16 protein-coding genes and 1 pseudogene are annotated in these 19,694 nt (G+C 40.8%); 8 read left to right on the top strand and 9 right to left on the bottom strand.

Annotated features, from left to right (window positions below):
• The first annotated feature begins 17 nt into the window (after positions 1–17).
• Positions 18–1,271, top strand: a complete 1,254-nt coding sequence (glyA, locus tag KTI79_RS03215) for a serine hydroxymethyltransferase (protein WP_004791172.1) — start codon at positions 18–20, stop codon at positions 1,269–1,271.
• Between the two features lie 47 nt (positions 1,272–1,318).
• Here glyA and KTI79_RS03210 read toward each other — a convergent pair whose 3' ends face one another.
• From KTI79_RS03210 to adeF, 3 genes and pseudogenes are all read right to left on the bottom strand, one after another.
• A complete protein-coding gene (locus KTI79_RS03210; RefSeq protein ID WP_032053370.1) occupies positions 1,319–2,779 on the bottom strand; it encodes an efflux transporter outer membrane subunit in 1,461 nt (486 codons plus the stop codon).
• A 12-nt stretch (positions 2,780–2,791) separates the two neighbouring features.
• A complete protein-coding gene (gene adeG / locus KTI79_RS03205) occupies positions 2,792–5,971 on the bottom strand; it encodes a multidrug efflux RND transporter permease subunit AdeG (RefSeq protein WP_086376139.1) in 3,180 nt (1,059 codons plus the stop codon).
• A 6-nt stretch (positions 5,972–5,977) separates the two neighbouring features.
• Positions 5,978–7,198 (bottom strand): annotated as a pseudogene (gene adeF / locus KTI79_RS03200) (multidrug efflux RND transporter periplasmic adaptor subunit AdeF).
• 199 nt (positions 7,199–7,397) lie between these two features.
• Here adeF and KTI79_RS03195 point away from each other — a divergent pair.
• The 5 genes from KTI79_RS03195 (at position 7,398) to KTI79_RS03175 (ending at position 11,665) form a co-directional block, all read left to right on the top strand.
• Positions 7,398–8,426 (top strand): LysR family transcriptional regulator, encoded by a 1,029-nt coding sequence (locus KTI79_RS03195; RefSeq protein ID WP_032053374.1) that lies wholly within the window; start codon positions 7,398–7,400, stop codon positions 8,424–8,426.
• A gap of 176 nt (positions 8,427–8,602) precedes the next feature.
• On the top strand, positions 8,603–9,388 hold the full coding sequence (locus tag KTI79_RS03190) for an ABC transporter substrate-binding protein (RefSeq protein ID WP_032053376.1): 786 nt from the start codon (positions 8,603–8,605) through the stop codon (positions 9,386–9,388).
• 91 nt (positions 9,389–9,479) lie between these two features.
• Positions 9,480–10,169, top strand: coding sequence for an ABC transporter permease (locus KTI79_RS03185; protein WP_032053377.1), 690 nt, complete (start codon positions 9,480–9,482; stop codon positions 10,167–10,169).
• On the top strand, positions 10,166–10,879 hold the full coding sequence (locus tag KTI79_RS03180; RefSeq protein WP_032053378.1) for an ABC transporter permease: 714 nt from the start codon (positions 10,166–10,168) through the stop codon (positions 10,877–10,879). The genes KTI79_RS03185 and KTI79_RS03180 overlap by 4 nt, the downstream gene beginning before the upstream one ends.
• 9 nt (positions 10,880–10,888) lie before the next feature.
• The gene (locus KTI79_RS03175) at positions 10,889–11,665 is read left to right on the top strand and encodes an ABC transporter ATP-binding protein (RefSeq protein WP_016145905.1); all 777 of its coding nucleotides are present in this window, start codon (positions 10,889–10,891) and stop codon (positions 11,663–11,665) included.
• A 74-nt stretch (positions 11,666–11,739) separates the two neighbouring features.
• Here the strand turns inward: KTI79_RS03175 and abeS are convergent, their stop codons facing one another.
• From abeS to KTI79_RS03155, 4 genes are all read right to left on the bottom strand, one after another.
• On the bottom strand, positions 11,740–12,069 hold the full coding sequence (gene abeS, locus KTI79_RS03170) for a multidrug efflux SMR transporter AbeS (RefSeq protein WP_032053379.1): 330 nt from the start codon (positions 12,067–12,069) through the stop codon (positions 11,740–11,742).
• Between the two features lie 236 nt (positions 12,070–12,305).
• The gene (locus tag KTI79_RS03165) at positions 12,306–12,569 is read right to left on the bottom strand and encodes a YfhL family 4Fe-4S dicluster ferredoxin (protein WP_032053381.1); all 264 of its coding nucleotides are present in this window, start codon (positions 12,567–12,569) and stop codon (positions 12,306–12,308) included.
• A 2-nt stretch (positions 12,570–12,571) separates the two neighbouring features.
• A complete protein-coding gene (gene yegQ / locus KTI79_RS03160) occupies positions 12,572–13,942 on the bottom strand; it encodes a tRNA 5-hydroxyuridine modification protein YegQ (protein WP_032053382.1) in 1,371 nt (456 codons plus the stop codon).
• A 56-nt stretch (positions 13,943–13,998) separates the two neighbouring features.
• Positions 13,999–15,465: a PLP-dependent aminotransferase family protein gene (locus tag KTI79_RS03155; RefSeq protein WP_086376138.1), complete on the bottom strand. Its 1,467-nt coding sequence runs from the start codon at positions 15,463–15,465 to the stop codon at positions 13,999–14,001.
• A 231-nt stretch (positions 15,466–15,696) separates the two neighbouring features.
• Between KTI79_RS03155 and KTI79_RS03150 the strand changes: the two genes are divergently transcribed.
• Positions 15,697–16,566: a PhzF family phenazine biosynthesis protein gene (locus tag KTI79_RS03150; protein WP_086376137.1), complete on the top strand. Its 870-nt coding sequence runs from the start codon at positions 15,697–15,699 to the stop codon at positions 16,564–16,566.
• A gap of 56 nt (positions 16,567–16,622) precedes the next feature.
• Here the strand turns inward: KTI79_RS03150 and KTI79_RS03145 are convergent, their stop codons facing one another.
• A complete protein-coding gene (locus KTI79_RS03145; protein ID WP_002118187.1) occupies positions 16,623–17,402 on the bottom strand; it encodes a ferredoxin--NADP reductase in 780 nt (259 codons plus the stop codon).
• Between the two features lie 101 nt (positions 17,403–17,503).
• On the opposite strand from KTI79_RS03145, the gene tsaA reads away from it, so the two are divergent.
• Positions 17,504–18,235: a tRNA (N6-threonylcarbamoyladenosine(37)-N6)-methyltransferase TrmO gene (tsaA, locus tag KTI79_RS03140; RefSeq protein ID WP_079284110.1), complete on the top strand. Its 732-nt coding sequence runs from the start codon at positions 17,504–17,506 to the stop codon at positions 18,233–18,235.
• A gap of 8 nt (positions 18,236–18,243) precedes the next feature.
• Here tsaA and KTI79_RS03135 read toward each other — a convergent pair whose 3' ends face one another.
• Positions 18,244–19,515 carry an MgtC/SapB family protein gene (locus tag KTI79_RS03135; protein ID WP_032053388.1) on the bottom strand — a complete coding sequence of 424 codons (1,272 nt, stop codon included), beginning with the start codon at positions 19,513–19,515 and terminating at the stop codon, positions 18,244–18,246.
• Positions 19,516–19,694 lie beyond the last annotated feature (179 nt).

Raw genomic sequence — 19,694 nt, 5'->3', positions numbered from 1 at the left:
TTATAGGACCCCCGCTAATGTTTGCCAATATTTCCATTTCTGAATTTGATCCAGAATTAGCTCAAGCAATTGCTTCTGAAGGTGAGCGTCAAGAAGCACATATCGAGTTAATTGCATCTGAAAACTATTGCTCTCCTGCTGTGATGGAAGCGCAAGGATCAAAACTTACGAACAAATATGCAGAAGGTTATCCAGGCAAACGCTATTATGGCGGTTGCGAGTATGTGGATATCATCGAGCAAATGGCGATTGATCGTGCTAAAGAACTTTTTGGTGCAGATTACGCAAACGTTCAACCACATGCTGGCTCACAAGCTAACTCTGCTGTTTATCTAGCGCTTCTTAACCCGGGCGATACAGTTTTAGGTATGAGCTTGGCTCACGGTGGTCACTTGACTCACGGTGCAAAAGTAAGCTTCTCTGGTAAAACTTATAATGCGGTTCAATACGGTCTAAACGCTGAAACTGGCGAGATCGATTACGAAGAAGTTGAACGTTTAGCATTGGAGCACAAGCCACGTATGATCGTTGCTGGCTTCTCTGCTTACAGCCGTGTTGTAGATTGGCAACGTTTCCGTGATATCGCGGACAAAGTTGGCGCTTACCTTTTTGTTGATATGGCTCACGTTGCAGGTCTTGTTGCTGCTGGTGTATATCCAAACCCAGTTCAAATTGCTGACGTAACGACAACGACGACTCACAAAACACTTCGTGGTCCACGTTCTGGTTTAATCCTTGCGAAAGCGAATGAAGAAATTGAGAAAAAACTTCAATCAGCTGTATTCCCTGGTAACCAAGGTGGTCCATTAATGCATGCGATTGCTGCTAAAGCAATCTGCTTCAAAGAAGCTATGTCTGATGACTTCAAAGCTTACCAACAACAAGTTGTGAAAAATGCTCAAGCTATGGCTGAAGTATTAATTGCACGTGGTTATGATGTTGTTTCTGGTGGTACAGACAACCACTTATTCTTGTTATCTTTAATCAAGCAAGATGTAACTGGTAAAGATGCTGACGCTTGGTTAGGTGCTGCTCACATTACTGTGAACAAAAATTCAGTTCCAAATGACCCACGTTCTCCATTTGTGACTTCTGGTATCCGTATCGGTACTCCAGCAGTAACAACTCGTGGTTTCGGTGAAGCTGAAGTTCGTGAACTTGCTGGTTGGATCGCTGACGTGATTGACAGTAAAGGTGACGAAAAAGTTATTGCTGACGTAAAAGCGAAAGTTGAAACTGTTTGTGCAAAATTCCCTGTATACGCACAATAAGTTGTAAATATAAAAAAAGCGCCATATGGCGCTTTTTTTATATCAAGTTAATTAGGTGAAGCAGTCTGCCATCCGCCTCCTAATGCGCGGATTAAATTTACACTCGCCATCATTCTACTGCCGTTAAGCTGTGCAGAAAGTTGTTCTTGTTGCAAAATAGTCCGATCCGAATCAATCACATCAAGATAACTAATCGCACCTTCTCGATAGCGTAAATGAGACAATTGATTTGCATGACGAGAAGAAGAAAGTGCTTGGTTTTGTGCCTGAATTTGTTGGTCGAGAATTCTTTGATCAGATAAACCATTTTCAACTTCGCGAAATGCATTCAATACAGTTTGGCGATAGTTTGCGACGCTTTCTTCATAGGCAGCTCGCGCTTGAGCAACTCCTGCTTTACGTTGTCCGCCGTCAAATAATGGCAAAGATAAAATAGTGCCTGCGACTGGACCAAGTAAGAACGTACGGCTCGACCATTTACCTAAATCACCTAAAGTTGATGATTCATAACCGAGTGCACCTGTCAGGTCTAGTTTCGGGAAGAAAGCAGCGCGTGCAATTCCAATACGCGCATTATCTGCTGCCATAGCACGCTCGGCAGCAGCAATGTCAGGTCGTCTTTCAAGTAAAGCAGAAGGTAAACCTGCTGGAAGGCGAATGCTGTTTTCAGTTAATGGTTGAATTGCCAAGCTAAACTCAGCAGGTGTTTTGCCTAACAATACTGCAAGTGCATGCTCTGCATTGGCTCGGTTACGAGCAATGTTCAGTGCATTGGTTTGGGCGGTAGCCAGTTCAGTCTGTGCGCGAGAAACATCTAATTCACTGACTAAACCATTTCTAAAACGTGTTTGAACTAAGTCGCGTGTCTCGCCAAGCAGTTTAATAGTGCGATTATAAATTGCTTGTTCAGCATCAAGTTGACGAATGAGAAAGTAGCCTTGGGCAACATCTGCTTGCAAAGCTAAAAGTGCTGATTGATATAGAGCTTCTTGCTGTTGTAAATCAGCTGTTGCTGCATTGACACTACTGGCAATACGACCAAATAAATCGAGCTCATATGAAACATTGGCTTGAGCACGCCATAAGGTCTGTGCAGACGTATGAGCATTGTCATCTAGACCCAATGAAGCGGGAGAAGGTTTTTGACGAGTTGGGCCAAAGCCAGCACTAATACTTGGCAAGCGTTCAGCTTGTGCTGCGGAACGTAACGCACGTGAAGCCTGAATATTAGCCGTTGCCGCTTTAAGGCTCTGGTTTCCAGAAATAGCCTGTTGTTCTAACTCATTCAATTGAGCATCATTAAAAACACGCCACCATTCACCTCGAACCTGCTGATCGGCAGGTTGGGCAATTTTCCAGTTATTGTCTTCAAGTTTAGGGTCAGACTCTTTAAATTTGACGGGAACTATGACTTTTGCAGGTTGATATTCCGGAGCCAAAGAGCAGCTTGCAAGCAGCAGGCTTCCCATGAGTGAGGACAATAATAAGCTTTGTTTTGCTGTAGCCATCAAATATCCTCCTTAATGATCATGTGGGGTAGATAAAGGTGCTTCATGAACTGCTGCCGAATGCAATTTATGTTTGCTGTTCAGTGTACGAATTAGGACATAAAAGGCAGGGGTCAGGAACAAACCAAACAGCGTTACACCAATCATGCCGAAGAACACCGCAATACCCATGGCATGACGCATTTCAGAACCTGCACCAGTTGAGGTAACCAGTGGAACTACACCCATAATGAAGGCAATAGAAGTCATTAAAATTGGGCGTAAACGTAGACGGCTTGCTTCAACAGCTGCTTTAAAGGCAGTTGCGCCTTGCATTTCGAGTTCTCGTGCAAACTCGACAATTAAGATGGCATTTTTACAAGCCAGCCCGACCAGTACCATCAAACCGATTTGGGTAAAAATGTTGTTATCTCCACCTGTCAGCCAGACACCTGTCAGAGCTGCCAAGATTCCCATTGGCACAATTAAAATTACAGCTAAAGGCAAAGTTAGACTTTCATATTGAGCGGCTAAAACTAAGAACACCAGTAAGACGCTAATTGGGAATACCCAGAGTCCTGCATTACCAGCCAAGATTTTTTGGTAAGTTAAATCTGTCCATTCAAACTTGATACCACGCGGCAGAGTTTGAGCAGCAATACGTTCAACCGCAGCTTCTGCTTGGCTAGATGAATAACCCGGTGCAGGACCACCGTTAATATCCGCTGAGGTATAGCCGTTATAACGAACGACCATTTCAGGACCATAGGTTTGAGTTACATTTACCAATGAAGATAACGGTACCATTTGTCCGGTACTATTACGGGTTTTAAGCTGCAAAATATCTTCAGGATTAGCACGGAAAGGGGCATCTGCCTGTGCTCGAACCTGATAAACACGTCCAAAGCGGTTAAAGTCATTAACGTACTGAGAACCTAAATAAATCTGCATGGTGTTGAAAACATCAGTCACAGCAACACCTTGTTGTTTGGCTTTTACACGGTCCAGATCTACATTTAGTTGAGGTACGTTAATTTGATAACTTGAGAACATTGGACCAAGTTCAGGGGCTGATTGTGCTGCTTTCATAAAGTTTTGTGCAGCATCGTTCAAGGCTGAATAGCCTAAGGCACCTCGGTCTTCGAGTTGGAGTTTAAAGCCGCCCATGGTTCCTAAGCCCATCACGGGTGGTGGTGGGAAAACCGCAATATAGGCATCTTGAATAGCTGAATATTTCTGGTTGAGAGCACCAGCAATTGCATTTGCAGATAAGTCTTTAGCTTTACGTTCATCGAATGGCTTTAAGGTCACAAAGACAATACCAGCGCTTGAGCTGTTGGTAAAACCGTTAATTGAGAGACCAGGAAAAGCAACAGCACTTTCTACACCAGGCTGTTTAAGTGCGGTGTCACTCATTTTACGGATGACTGCTTCGGTACGATCTAATGACGCACCATTTGGTAGTTGAGCAAAGCTAATCAAATATTGTTTGTCTTGAGCTGGAACAAAGCCACCCGGAACAATATAAGAAATCCCAACGGTTAAGCCTAACAGTGCTGCATAGACACCCATTGCTGATGCTTTATGGGAGATAACACGACTTACGCCTTTACCATAGTTGTCTGACGCACGTGTAAATACGCGGTTAAACAATGCAAAGAAACGCCCAAATACACGGTTCATAAGGCGTGTTAATGCATCAGGTTTAGCATCATGTCCTTTTAGTAACATGGCAGCCAAAGCAGGAGATAGAGTAAGCGAGTTAAATGCCGAAATAACCGTTGAAATGGCGATGGTCATGGCAAATTGTTTATAAAACTGCCCTGTTAAGCCTGTCATAAAGGCAAGTGGAACGAATACGGCAACCAGCGTTAAAGCAATCGCAATAATCGGTCCGCTCACTTCTCTCATCGCGCGATAAGTTGCATCTCTTGGGCTTAAGCCTGCTTCAATATTCCTCTCGACATTTTCGACGACGACAATAGCGTCATCGACCACAATCCCGATGGCAAGTACCATCCCAAACAGTGAAAGTGCATTGATTGAGTAACCAAAAGCGAGCATGAGCGCGAATGTACCAATAATTGAAACTGGTACGGCAAGCAATGGAATGATTGAGGCACGCCATGTCTGCAAGAATAAAATTACAACAATAACAACCAGTGCAATTGCTTCAAGTAAGGTATGAACGACCGCTTTAATACTGGCACGTACGAACTGAGTCGGGTCGTACACAATGTCGTATTTAATTGAAGATGGGAAATCTTTTGAAAGCTCCTTCATCGTGTCGCGCACTTGATCGGAAACTTGTAAAGCGTTGGCACCCGGTGCTTGGAAAATTGGAATGGCAACCGCTTGTTTATTATCGAGTAACGAACGCAAGCCATATTGTGAAGCTGCAAGTTCAACACGAGCAACATCACCCAATCGGGTAACCGCGCCATCTGGTGCAGTTTTTAAAATGATATCTGCGAATTCTTGCTCAGTAGTTAAACGACCTTGAGCATTGACTGAAAGTTGTAAAGGGGAATTACTTGGTGAGGCACCGATTGTACCTGCTGCAACTTGAATATTTTGTTCACGGATTGCATTCACAATTTCGGTCGCGGTGAGGTTACGCTGCGCTACTTTTTGCGGGTCGAGCCATACGCGCATCGCGTAGTCACCAGAACCAAATAAACCGACTTCGCCAACCCCTTGTAAACGCGCTAAACGGTCTTTTACGTTGAGTACCGCATAGTTACGTAAGTAGGTCATGTCATAGCGACTATCTGGTGAGGTCAGATGCACCACCATGGTTAAAGTCGGTGAGCTTTTTAAAGTCGTGACACCTAAACGCTGTACGTCTTCAGGTAAACGAGGCATAGCCTGAGACACACGGTTTTGAACCAGTTGTTGCGCTTTGTCTGGATCAATACCGAGCTTAAAGTTCACCGTAATGGTTAGGTTACCGTCGCTGTTTGCTTGAGATTGCATGTACAGCATGTCTTCAACGCCGTTGATTGATTCTTCAAGCGGAGAAGCAACAGTTTCAGCAATTACTTTCGGGTTTGCACCCGGATATTGAGCGCGAACCACCACAGATGGGGGAACAACTTCCGGATATTCAGAAATCGGTAGTTTAAACACCGAAAGCAGACCGGCGAGTAAAATCAATACTGATAAAACACCGGCAAAGATCGGCCGATCAATAAAAAATTTAGAAATATTCATATTTGATTAACCTTTTGCCGGAGTTGATGTTTTATCTGTTGGCTGAGGTTGAGGAGGAGTAGCGTTAGCAGTGATTTGTGCATTTGGCATCGGAACGAGGTGTGGGGTCACAGGGTCACCCGGACGAATCCGCTGTAAACCGTTCACTACAATACGGTCACCCGCTTGTAATCCGCTATTCACGATTTGCAAACCATCTTGTTGTGCACCGAGTTTTACTTCACGGTAGGCTGTCTGATTTTTAGCATCAACTACTACGACAAAGCGTTTATCTTGATCGACTCCGATCGCAGTTGGGCTAATTAAAATTGCTGAACGAGGTTGACCTCCGCCTAAACGGATTCGTGCATATAAGCCTGGTAATAAAACTCCGTTTGGATTGTCAAAGGTCGCGCGAACACGGATTGTTCCTGAGGTTGCATCTAGGTTATTGTCGATTGAATTGATCGTACCTTCACGAGTAAAGCCTGCTTCATTGGCAAGTCCCATATAAACAGGAACTTGTGCAGAATTACGCTGGTTACTGATGTATTTCAGGTAGGTTTGTTCATCAACATCGAAAGATGCATAAAGACGAGATACAGATACTAAACTTGTTAAAACCTGTGCTCCGTTACTTGCAGAAACTACATTGCCGACGGTGACTTCGGCTCGTGAAATTCGACCGCTGACTGGCGCAGTAATACGGGTGTACTCAAGATTTAAACGTGCAGATTGAACGGCAGCTCTAGCGGCTTGTAGGTTGGCACTGGCTGAGCGTGCATCATTTTGAGCTAAATCTAGCTCTTGACGTGAGACGGCATTACTTTGAATTAAACGTTGAATACGGGAAAGATTAGAACCCGTATAAGTGACTTGTGCTTCAGCCGAAGCGAGTTGAGCTTGGGCACGATTGAGTTCTGCTTCGAAAGGACGCGGGTCAATTGTAAAAAGTAAGTCACCTTTTCTAACCAGACTGCCATCTTTGAAATGTACGGCAATGAGTTTTCCGGAAACTTGAGGCCGAATATCGACTTGATCAATTGCTTCTAAACGACCGGAATATTATTGCCAATCGGTAATGGTTTTACTCACTACAGGGGCGACATCAACAGTAGCAGCTTGTTGGGCAGCGGTCGGTGCAGCTTTTGCATCGGCATTTTCATGTAAAAACATAAAACTGCCTCCTGTTGCTAAAATGGCAACAAAGATGGCAGACAGTGTGAACTGTTTGCGGGAAAATGACATGAGGTGCTCCTAGTTATTTGGATACCTGTTTTCAGACTTTTAGTTTTGGTCCGTATGGGAGAAACAGGGTTTATGGGATGAACGGAGCATAAAAGTTTGTCAATCACGAATAAATATATTAAATTTGATAACACTATTCGTATTTTTATAATAATTGATGTGTTTGAGTTAAATAAAACGCATTAAGAGGAGTGTGCGTGTGGATCTATTTCATGCCATGAGAGTATTCAATAAAGTTGTCGAAACAAATAGTTTCAGTTTAGCAGCTGATAGTTTGGGTTTACCGCGTGCTTCTGTGACGACAACCATTCAGGGTTTGGAGAAACATTTACAAGTTAGGTTACTTAACCGAACGACTCGTAAACTTAGTTTGACACCAGATGGCGCGGTTTATTATGAACGTACTTCACGAATTTTAGCTGATGTCGAAGACGTAGAGTCAACTTTTCATGATTCGGAACGTGGACCAAGGGGCCGACTGCGTATTGATGTTAAAGCTTCGATTGGAAGAATGATCTTAATTCCCATGCTGTGTGATTTTCATAAACGTTATCCCGATATTGATTTGGTAATTGGAATGAGTGATCGTCCAGTCGATTTGGTACAAGATGCGGTGGACTGTGTCATCCGTATTGGTCAACTGAAAGATTCAAGTTTAGTTGCACGTCGTATTGGAACAATTCAGTGTGTGACGGTTGCTGCACCCCGTTATTTGGCAGAGCATGGCGAACCCAAAACCATTGAAGATCTACAAAAACATCAAGTCGTGCATTACTTTAATAGTCGTACCGGACGCAATATCGACTGGGATTTTATGGTCGATGGTGAGATTCATAGCGTTGGTGTGAAAGGGCGTGTTTCTGTCAACGATGGTGATTCATATGTTGATTTGGCAGTACAAGGTTTTGGCTTAATTCAATGCCCATATTACATGGTGGCCAAACATTTAGAAGAAGGTACGCTCAAGGAGGTACTGACGGAATGGTTGCCTGCTCCTATGCCAATATCAGTTGTGTATCTACAAAACCGTCATTTATCGCCTAAAGTTCGAGTGTTTGTTGATTGGGTAGCCGAATTATTTGCAGGTTGTCCATTGCTGAGTGGTTGCTCAATGTTATGGGATCAGAAATGTGAATTTGCCACTGCCAAAGAACATAACCATGAATATACCATTCGAACCTTGGTCGAAAATGAAAATATGGCAGAAGCCTATGCACTCAAAAATTAGCTTCATATTTTGAGTGATTTTTCAACATTTAATCAGTTAATACAATCCACTGTTTAGTCATCTTCATAAATCCTTAATTTACTGGTATAGAAATTGCAATTATTTCGGCAGAAGAGTAATTTAGCAATTGCTCAAGTTTTTATCACCTTATTAGGATTTTAAGGAGAAGCTTCAAGATGGCAAGCTTTATGAAAAAAATGTTCGTTTCAACAACCTTAGTTTTGGCTGCTGTTGCAACGAATGTTCAAGCAAAGGATTGGAAGGTGATTCGTTTTGGTACTGAGTCGTCTTATGCACCATTTGAATATAAAACACCAGATGGCAAGTTAACTGGTTTTGATGTTGATTTAGGGAATGCTATTTGTGCAAAACTTAAAGCCAAATGTGTTTGGGTTGAGAACTCTTTTGACGGGATGATTCCGGCACTTAAAGCGAAAAAGTTTGATGGTATTCTTTCATCAATGACAGTCACTGATGAACGTGCAAAACAAATTGCATTTACTAGCAAAATCTACAACACGCCAACACGTATGGTTGCAAAAAAAGGTTCACCGTTATTACCGACTGCTGCATCATTGAAGGGTAAACGTGTGGGCGTACAACAGGGCACAATTCAAGAAACTTATGCTAAAACCTATTGGGCACCAAAAGGCGTAACTGTTGTACCTTATCCAGTCCAAGATTTGATTTACCAAGACATGATGTCAGGACGTTTGGATGCAACCTTACAAGATGCAATTATGGTTGATGGTGCTTTCTTAAAACAACCAAAAGGCAAAAACTTCGGTTTTGTTGGTGGGAATGTGGTTGATGCAAAAACACTTGGGGTGGGCGCGGCGATTGGCTTACGCAAAGAAGATGCAGACTTGAAAGCTAACATTAATAAAGCAATAGCTGCAATCATTGCAGATGGCACATACAAGAAACTCGAGAAAAAATATTTCTCCTTTAGCATTTACTAAGGATGTGAAAAATGTCGGCTTTAAGCCGACATTTTTAGATCTATTCTCATCTTATCAATATTAGATATTGTTTTTTAGGAGAAGAGGAGTCATGTTTTTTTCTGGCTATGGGCCACTCCTTCTCAGCGGTACATGGATGACCATACAGCTTGCGTTGTTGTCACTTTTACTTTCTGTGATTATTGGCTTAATTGGTGCGAGCTCAAAACTCTCTAGTATTAAAATTTTACGTTATATCGCGACAGCCTATACCACACTCATCCGTAGTGTGCCTGATTTGGTAATTATGCTGCTGTTATTTTATAGCTTGCAGTTGGGTCTCAACCAAATTACTGAAGCATTGCAAATGGACCAAATTGATATCAACCCATTTGTGGCTGGTGTGATTACTTTAGCGTTCATTTATGGTGCATATTTTACCGAGACCTTTCGTGGCGCATTCCAATCGGTTCCAAGAGGACAAATTGAAGCAGCAATGGCCTATGGTATGACCCCTTGGCAGGTTTTTCACCGTGTATTATTCCCTCAAATGATGCGTTTTGCGTTACCGGGTATTGGTAACAACTGGCAAGTTTTAATTAAGGCAACCGCACTAGTTTCAATTATTGGCCTAACTGATATTGTAAAAATTACGCAAGATGCGGGTAGAAATACCATGCAATTGTTCTTTTTTAGTGTCGTGGCTGCTGCGATTTATTTGGCAATTACCACCGTGTCGAACCTGATCTTAATGTGGCTTGAACGTCGTTATTCTGCTGGTGTGAGGAAGGGACAATTATGATTGAAATCCTTCAACAATATTGGCAGGCATACCTTTGGACCGATGGTCTACAAATGACCGGTGTCGCGATGACTGCTTGGTTATTGGTGCTATCGATTGGTATTGGGTTTGTCCTTGCTGTGCCTTTATCACTTGCACGAGTATCAGAAAATCTTTGGTTGCGTAGCCCAGTTTGGTTGTTTACTTATGTTTTTCGTGGGACTCCGCTGTACATCCAATTGCTGATTATTTATTCAGGTATTTACAGCTTTGATTACATCCATGAACATCAGACGCTTGATGCATTTTTTAGAGAAGGCATAAATTGCACCATTTTGGCATTCGCGCTCAATACTAGTGCATATACGACTGAAATCTTTGCAGGAGCGATTCGTTCTATTCCACATGGTGAGATTGAAGCTGCTCAAGCTTTTGGAATGTCAAAATGGAAACTCTACACACGTATTATTATTCCTTCGATGTTACGCCGTGCTTTGCCATTTTACGGTAACGAAGTCATTTTGATGTTGCACGCGACAACCATTGCATTTACAGCAACTGTTCCAGATATTTTAAAAATTGCGCGTGATGTAAATGCGGCAACCTATGACACCTTCAATGCTTTTGGAATTGCCGCGGTGTTATATGCGATGCTGGCATTTATTTTGATTTGGATATTTCGTAAGTTGGAAAAACGTTGGTTGGCATTTTTAAAGCCATCGAATCATTAGGAGACATAAATGGAACACGTTGCAAAACTAGTGATTCGCGATTTACATAAGACATTCGGCGATCATGAAGTGCTTAAAGGAATATCACTTGATGCAAATGCCGGTGATGTGATTAGTATTATTGGTTCATCGGGTTCAGGTAAAAGTACCTTACTGCGTTGCATTAACTTTTTGGAACAACCGAGCAATGGCACGATTAAGCTCAATGGTGAAAAATTACGCACGGTCTTTGATAAAAAAGGCAATTTAAAAGTGGTTGAACCAAAGCAACTACAAAAAATGCGTACCCAGCTGATGATGGTATTTCAGCACTTTAATTTATGGTCTCACATGACAGTACTGGAAAATGTCATTGAGGGGCCAATCCATGTACTTGGAGTTAAACGTGCTGAAGCGGAAGAACGTGCGCGCAAATATCTACGTAAAGTGGGATTACCTGAAAGCGTTGAAAGTAAATATCCGGCATTTTTATCTGGTGGTCAGCAACAACGTGTAGCAATTGCTCGTGCTTTGGCTATGGAACCTGAAGTGATGTTGTTTGACGAACCAACCAGTGCGCTTGACCCAGAGTTGGTAGGTGAAGTACTAAAAGTAATGCAGGGCTTGGCTGAAGAAGGACGTACCATGATTGTGGTGACACATGAAATGGGTTTCGCGCGTCATGTATCTAATCAAGTGATTTTTTTGCATCAAGGGAAAATTGAGGAACAGGGCCATCCTGATGAAGTACTCAACAATCCGAAAAGTGAGCGTTTAAAGCAATTTTTAACAGGCAGTTTGAAATAAGCTGTTCATACCGAGTAAGGTGAAATTTTTTATAAAAAGATTTTCATCGTACTCGGTTTCTTTTTATTTATATTTTATAAATGGGTATTTTTAGAAAACACATTAATAATCACAATACCTGCAATCATTAAAGTAAGACCAATGCACGCTGCTAAGTCTAAATGCTGTTTGTAAAATATCCAGCCAATTGCAGAAATTAAAATAATACCTGCACCTGACCAAATGGCATATGCAATCCCCATCGGAATTGTTTTTAAAGTCAGGGACAATAAATAAAAAGCAATTGCATAGCCCACCACCGTAATGATGGATGGAATAGGAACAGTAAAACCTTGAGATGCTTTTAAAGCTGAAGTTGCAATGACTTCACAAGCAATCGCAATTGCTAAATAAAGATAAGACATGGGGAGCTGCGCCAGAATGAGTTTTAATCAATCTACATGAAATGTTGAAATGGTTTGACAGTTTTAACGATTGTTTAATTTTTTTGGTACAAAATTACCAGTAAATCAAACTGAACTGATAAATTGATTTTATCACTAGCAAAGTGTTCTCAGCTATTTATTCGTTTAATTTAATCATTGATCTGTATAGTCATTTAAGAGGATCAGCAATCTGAGCTTGATCCTCGATAGACTTTTTAAGAGATAGATTCGTCGAGTAAATTTAACCCTTTAAATTTCTCTAGCAATTGTTCTTTATTTTCAATATGTGCAGGATCTGGTTTTATGCAATCAATAGGGCAAACCGCCTTACATGTGGGTGCATCATAAAAGCCTACACATTCGGTACAACGGTGTGGATCAATTTCATAAACTTTGCTCCCTTCAAAAATAGCAATGTTGGGGCATTCAGGTAAGCACATATCACAATTGATGCAGTCACTTGTAATCAAAAGCGCCATATTTAACTCGCTGAATAAGCTAATGTAGAAGCAGTAATGTTTTCCTTGGCATGCGGCAAATTGCGTATGAGTAAGGCATAACTGATATCAACATCTTGTGAGAGCGGAATTTCAACAAAATGTCCCGAACCTTTAGCATCTGTAATTGGGTTGCCTTTTAAATCGCGCATTTCGGTTAAGTTAAAGGTGATATTGCCTTGAGGCGTCATCAGCTCAAGTGAGTCACCCACCACAAAACGGTTTTTAACTTCAATCCGAATATAATTACCGTGACGTTCTACAACCTCTCCACAAAATTGTTGGTAGTCAAAATGTGATGACCCATCAGCATAGTTTTGATATTCGCTATGTACATGCCGTCTTAAAAAGCCTTCGGTATAACCGCGATTTGCCAAACCTTCGAGTTGGGTCATTAAGCTTGGGTCAAATGGTTTACTTGCTAAAGCATCATCAATAGCTTTTCGATAAATTTGTGCTGTACGGGCACAGTAAAAATAGGATTTAGTACGGCCTTCAATTTTCAGTGAGGCAATCCCCATTTTGGTTAAATGATCTACATGTTGTACCGCACGTAAATCTTTAGAGTTCATAAAATAGGTGCCGTGTTCATCTTCTTCAGCCGCAAACATTTCTTCATCATTGCGTTGTACCAGCAGCGTTTGAGCCGAGGTTGTTTCTAATTGTGCTGATGAGCAGCAAGACTTTTCTGGTGTATTTAGCTGAGTGACTGGAATCACATCGCCGTTTGCATCTTCTTGGGCTTGATGCAACTTATAGTCCCAACGGCAAACATTGGTACAAGCACCTTGATTGGCATCACGTTTGTTCATATATCCAGAAAGTAAACAGCGGCCTGAGTAGGCCATGCATAGAGCACCATGTACAAAAACTTCGAGTTCAATATCTGGGACGTGTTGCTGGATTTCTTCTATCTCTTCTAAAGACAACTCACGAGATAAAATCACACGGCTTAAACCGTAATCTTTCCAAAACTTAACAGTGGCCCAATTAATAGCGTTGGCTTGAACAGATAGATGAATTTGCACATCAGGAAAATGCTCTTTCACCATCATGATTAAGCCCGGATCAGACATAATCAGAGCATCGGGTTGCATCGCTACAATTGGCTCAAGATCACGAATAAAGTTTTTTAATTTGCTGTTATGTGGCTGAATATTCACTACAACATAAAACTTTTTACCCAAAGCATGGGCTTCATCAATTCCGATTTTTAAATTGTCATGATCAAAAGCATTATTACGCACACGTAAACTGTAACGTGGTTGGCCTGCATATACGGCATCTGCACCATAGGCAAAAGCATAGCGCATGTTTTTAAGTGAACCTGCGGGAGAGAGAAGCTCAGTTTTCATAAAATAAAAGGCATAAAAAATATATGGTTTTATTTTATTGACTCTACATTTTTGATTCAACCTACTGAATTAGTAGGGATTTGACCACTATCTTTTTGTACGGGGAGCATATTTTTTGCTAGCTCTCCTAAACGCATCAAAGCATTTAACATTTTGGGATTTAACTCAAAACAAGCTGCAATACGTAAACAATGACTAAAACGTTTATCAGCCGAGCACAAAATTCCCGGCATACATAAGATTTTTTCATCCATGGCCTGATGAAACAGTTCTAGAGTATCAATTGATTCGGGGAGCTCTAACCATAAAATAAATCCCGCTTGTGGACGACTGACTCGAGTACCGACTGGAAAATAACGACAAATATAAGATTTGATGGTGTCAATTTGTTGTTGATAGCGTTTTTTGAGCTGACGTAAATGCAGGTCATAACCACCATTCTCTAAGAAAAGTCCTAAAGTTTCTGTGAGTAAAGCTGGCTCTGCAACAGTGGTTGTAAATTTAAGCTGCTGCACAATATTACGAAAGCGCCCAGCTTCTAGCCAACCAATTCGATAGTCGGGTGCCACAGTTTTTGTGTAGCTGCCACAGACCAAAACCCATCCATTTTGGTCAAATGCCTTAATGTTGGGTAGTAGAGGTTCGGTGAGTTGTAATTCGGCATACATCGCATCTTCAATAACAGGAATTTGGAATTGATTAGCGAGCTCTGCTAAACGACGTCGGTTGTTTTCAGGCATGCTAAAACCAAGAGGATTGTGTCCTGTTGGAATGGTTAAAATGGCTTGTACACTTTGAGATTTTAAGAGTTCTTCAAGTGCGTCTAGACACATCCCTGTATGCGGCGAAGTAGGCACTTCTACAATTTTTCGTCCTAAATTCTGAAGAAGAGGATATAAGTTATGAAAAGTAGGGATCTCAAGCGCTATGCTGTCACCTGCTTGGGTGGTTGCCATAATCGCGAGACTTAAAGCCTCCATAGTGCCATGAGTCAGCACAATGTCATCTGCGGATAGAAACATGCCAAGCTGTAAACCACGTCTAGCAATTTGAGTACGTAAACGTATAGAGCCGGGCGGCAAGGTATAGCTTTTAAAAATATCTGATTGAGAGCGCAGCACCTGAGCAGTTAAGCGTTTTAAGCGTTCAATTGGATAGAAATTTTCCCCAGAAGGGCAAGCTAAGGCCAAATTGACATAGTCGGGGTCCATTTGCTTTTTAACAATTTGTGCGAGAAAACAGCTAATTCCTGAAAGAGATACTTTTTCTTCACTGACATAACGTTCATCGAGTTCTAATAAGTTTGAAGGCGCATGACAAACATAGTAGCCAGATTGTGGACGAACTGAAATTAAACCTTGATCTTCAAGCTGGCGATAAGCTTCTTTTACGGTGTTAATACTGACCTGATAATGTTGGGCACAATCTCGAATTGATGGCAACCGAGAACCAATAGGCTGCCTGCCATTCTGAATTTGAAGAGTAAGTTCATCACTCACTTTTTTATATTTGTACATATCAATTTATTAAAAAGCAAAAGCAATGGATACACTTTATAGTGATCTCATATTTATCTCAAATATTGTGATTAATTTAGTTTAATACTTTTAATGGAGGATTTAGCTTTAAGAACTGTGTCTATTATTTTTCATATTAACTGATACTGTGACCATTAAAAATAAAACAGTAAGATCAAAAAATGGTGAGGATTTAAAGCCATATTTTTTTAATTATAAAATCAGTAGGAGTGGTCTATGTCTGTTGTTGCATTTAAACAAGTTGATGTTTTTACTTCACAAGCATTTAAAGGAAATCCTGTTGCGGTCATTATGGATGCCAGTACTTTAACGTCTGAGCAGATGCAAGCCATTGCGAACTGGACCAATCTTTCTGAAACCACATTTGTACTTCCTGCTACCGATTCACAAGCTGACTATCAGGTTCGAATCTTTACTCCGCAAAATGAATTGCCATTTGCAGGCCATCCTACAATTGGTACTGCCTATGCTTTGCTTGAGGCGGGTCTAATTAAAGCGAAAGAAGGTAAGCTGGTACAGCAGTGCGGTGCTGGTTTGGTGACTCTGACCGTGAGTGAATCAAGCCATATTTCATTTGAACTACCTAAGCCTAAAATTACTCCACTAGATGCAATGCACACTGAAAAATTAGCAGAAATTTTAAAATGTGCAGTTAATACTCAATGGAATGCTGCATTGGTGGATGTAGGGGCGCGCTGGATTGTACTGCAAGCTGTTAATGCTGAGGCTGTTCTAGATAGCCAACCAGACTTTGCCGCTTTAAAAGAACATGATTTAGAAAGGAAAGTTACGGGTGCGACAGTTTTTGGTTTTCATGAAAATAATGATGAACGAAAACACATAGAAGTTCGTTCATTTGCTCCTTCATGTGGAATAAATGAAGATCCGGTTTGTGGTAGTGGTAATGGTAGCGTAGCTTCATTTATGCGTTATTATGGGATTCTTCCTGCACAAAATGATGTCGTACTTTCTTCACAAGGTGGGGCAGTAGGCCGAGATGGACAGCTTCAACTTGAATTGTATCAGGATAAAATTTTAGTGGGTGGAACCGCTGTCACCTGTATCGATGGCACAATTAAGTTATAAAAACAGACATAAAAAAACCGAGGACTTTGCCTCGGTTTTTTTATGTCTAGAAAAAATTATTTTTCTACGAACGCACGTTCAATGACGTAGTCGCCCATTTCACCCATACGAGGTGATTCAACTAAACCGTGTTGGTCAAGTAATGCAGCCACATCTTTTAAGAATGCAGGGCTACCGCAAAGCATTGCACGGTCAGTTTCACGGTTGAAGCGTGGTAAACCGATTTTTTCAAATAAAGCGCCAGTTTCAATTGCAGTTGTTACACGGCCTTGAGTGTGGAAAGGTTCACGAGTAACAGTAGGGTAGTAAACAAGTTTGTCTTTAATACCTAATTCTTCAAAGAATTCATGGTTTGGTAATTCGTTCAAGATAAGGTCTTGATAAGCTAATTCAGAAATATAGCGTGTACCGTGAACAACGATGACTTTTTCAAAGCGTTCGTAAGTTTCTGGATCACGAATAATTGATAAGAATGGTGCAAGACCAGTACCAGAAGATAAAAGGTATAAGTTTTTACCTGGTAAAAGGTCATCATGAACCAAAGTACCTGTTGGTTTTTTAGAAACTAAGATTTCATCACCAACTTGTACTTTTTGCAAAATCGAAGTTAAAGGACCGTCTTGTACTTTAATTGAGAAGAATTCTAACTCTTCTTCGTAGTTTGCACTTGCAATCGAATACGCACGCATTAACGGTTTGCCATTCACTTCAAGTCCGATCATTACGAACTGACCATTTTTAAAACGTAAGCTGGTATCGCGTGTAGTTTTAAAACTGAAAAGAGTGTCATTCCAGTGGTGAACATGAGTAATGCGTTCAACGTTAAAAGCAGCCATTAAAGGTCTCGATCACGATTAAAAGAAAACAGATTGCTATTCTAATCTAATTTCATTCCCGATAAACTGAATATATTTAATTGTGTTTATAAGAAAAAGTGATGATCAATTCTGTCACCTTCCCCATCATTGGCCACATGTGTTCTCCCTATCGTGAAAAATTTGGTATTCCACGCCAGCCCAATTTGGTCAATATTGGGTCTTATATTGATATGGTAGAACCATATAATGACTTGTTAGCATTTGAGGGAATTGAGCAATTTAGTCATCTCTGGTTAGTTTGGCAGTTTCATGACAATAAAAATCAAGGCAGTGCAGATAAGTTCCGCCCACAGGTTCGTCCGCCACGTTTAGGTGGTAATGAAAAAATTGGAGTATTTGCTACACGAAGTATGTATAGACCTTCTCCAATTGGGCTTTCAGTCGTAAAACTTAATAAAGTGGAAAAGGTGGGCAAGTCTGTCCGTGTCTATGTCACGGGAAGTGATTTATTAAATGGCACCCCAATTTTAGATATCAAACCCTATATTCAATATTCTGATGCAATTATTGATGCAGAAAGTGGTTATGCACATGCAGAACCAGAACGAAAGGCAGTCATTTGGACTGAAGCTGCATTAACAGCGCAAAAATATTTTCAGCAAAATAAAGAAATAGATTCGCAATACATTGATGAGCTTGAGCAAGTGTTAGCTTTAGATCCTCGGCCTGCCTATCAAGAAGATGCGGAAAGAATCTATAAAATGAAATTTTCAGACTTTGATATTCATTTTAAAGTCGATCAATTTGTAGTTACGGTCATTGATGTGGTGAAGACTTCTTCACTTACATAATAGATATTTTAAAACCAGTGGATGTTGAGCCAAAGTAAGGTAATAAAAATAGCCATATGAATGAGCTGGGCGGGAACGAAAGCAAGGGCATAGCGTAGACCGCCCGAAATTGCAGAGTTCACACTTTTAGCAAGAGCGTGAACTGCAAAACCTCCTAAAAAGGCAATTAATAAAGGTGTCATATGTGCGCTATCAGGTTCACCTTGCACAATGACCGCCGCTATAGCTGCATGTATTTCAAATAAAGAAGCAAGTAAGGTCCCCGCGATTAATCCCGCATCGCCTAAAGATAGACTTAAACCATAAACACCTGCCTGAATAAGGGTAAGTGTACCCGCAATAATAATGGCTTCTTTTAAGCTGAACATTCTTGAGTCAAGCTCGGGCGAAGCCGTACTAGGCTCGGCTTTACGTAATAAAATAAAGGCCCATACTGCTAAAACTACTAATGCAATAAGTGTAGGAAATATAATCAGCTTAAACCAAACAAAGCTAATACCGATCACAATAATTAAGGTTTGAATCAGTGTTGAAACGCAAGACATCAATGCAGCACCTGCATTTGTTGTTGCGTTGGCTTTGCCAGAGCGTACTTCTAAACCTAAACTGGCAATAGTTGCTGTACTAGAAACAAATCCAGAAGCTAAAGAAGAAAGCAATAAAGCATTTTTAGATGACAAAAGTCGCTTTGCTATATGGGCTAGAGCTTGTACAAATAAGATTAAAGTCAGTAATTTTAAAATCACATGTGGATTTAAAACCGGCCCCCAAAAAGGCTTATTAGGTACTAAAGGCAGAGCAATTAATAGTAAGGCAAGTAGAAAAATACCATCACGTAATTCTGATTCGGTAATCCATTGACTGGCTATGCCATGCATAGACTGCTTTGCAAATAAAATAATAGTCATAATCACGGCTAGGCCAGCAGCGAGCGAAATATTCCAAATACAAAGTGCCCCAATGAAATAAGTCATAATAAAGGCGAGTTCGGTGGTTACGCCTGGATCATTAGGTTGATTTTTTAGGGAAACAATACTAATAGCACCAATAAGTAAGGCACCTACAATTCCAATTTCAATACCAAATAAAAAACAGACCGCTCCTAATAATGCACTAATGGCAAAAGATCGAAATCCCGCAAAAGTTTTGTATTCATGTTTAAGCTTACTTCGTTCTCGTTCTAAACCAATTAATAAGCCACAACCGAGCGCAGCAGCAATCACCGTAATAAATTCTTCAAATGATGTTGTTTGTAATGACATTGTCATTGGAAGTCCCATATTACTTCCTCTTTGCTTATTGTTATATGTAGATTTGAATCATTTAAAAAGCATGTATTCATGTTCAGTTTATGCTTTTTATTATAGTGAGCATAGTGTCTTTTTTAGACAAAACCATGTAGAAAAATATTTCTATAAATATGACTTGTGACACAAAAAAATATTAAGATGAGCAGTGG

Origin of the sequence: Acinetobacter sp. WU_MDCI_Abxd143, assembly GCF_025514195.1 — a bacterium.
Classification (GTDB): domain Bacteria; phylum Pseudomonadota; class Gammaproteobacteria; order Pseudomonadales; family Moraxellaceae; genus Acinetobacter; species Acinetobacter pittii_H.
Note: the sequence above shows the minus strand (reverse complement) of the source record. Positions and strands in the feature narration are given on the sequence as shown.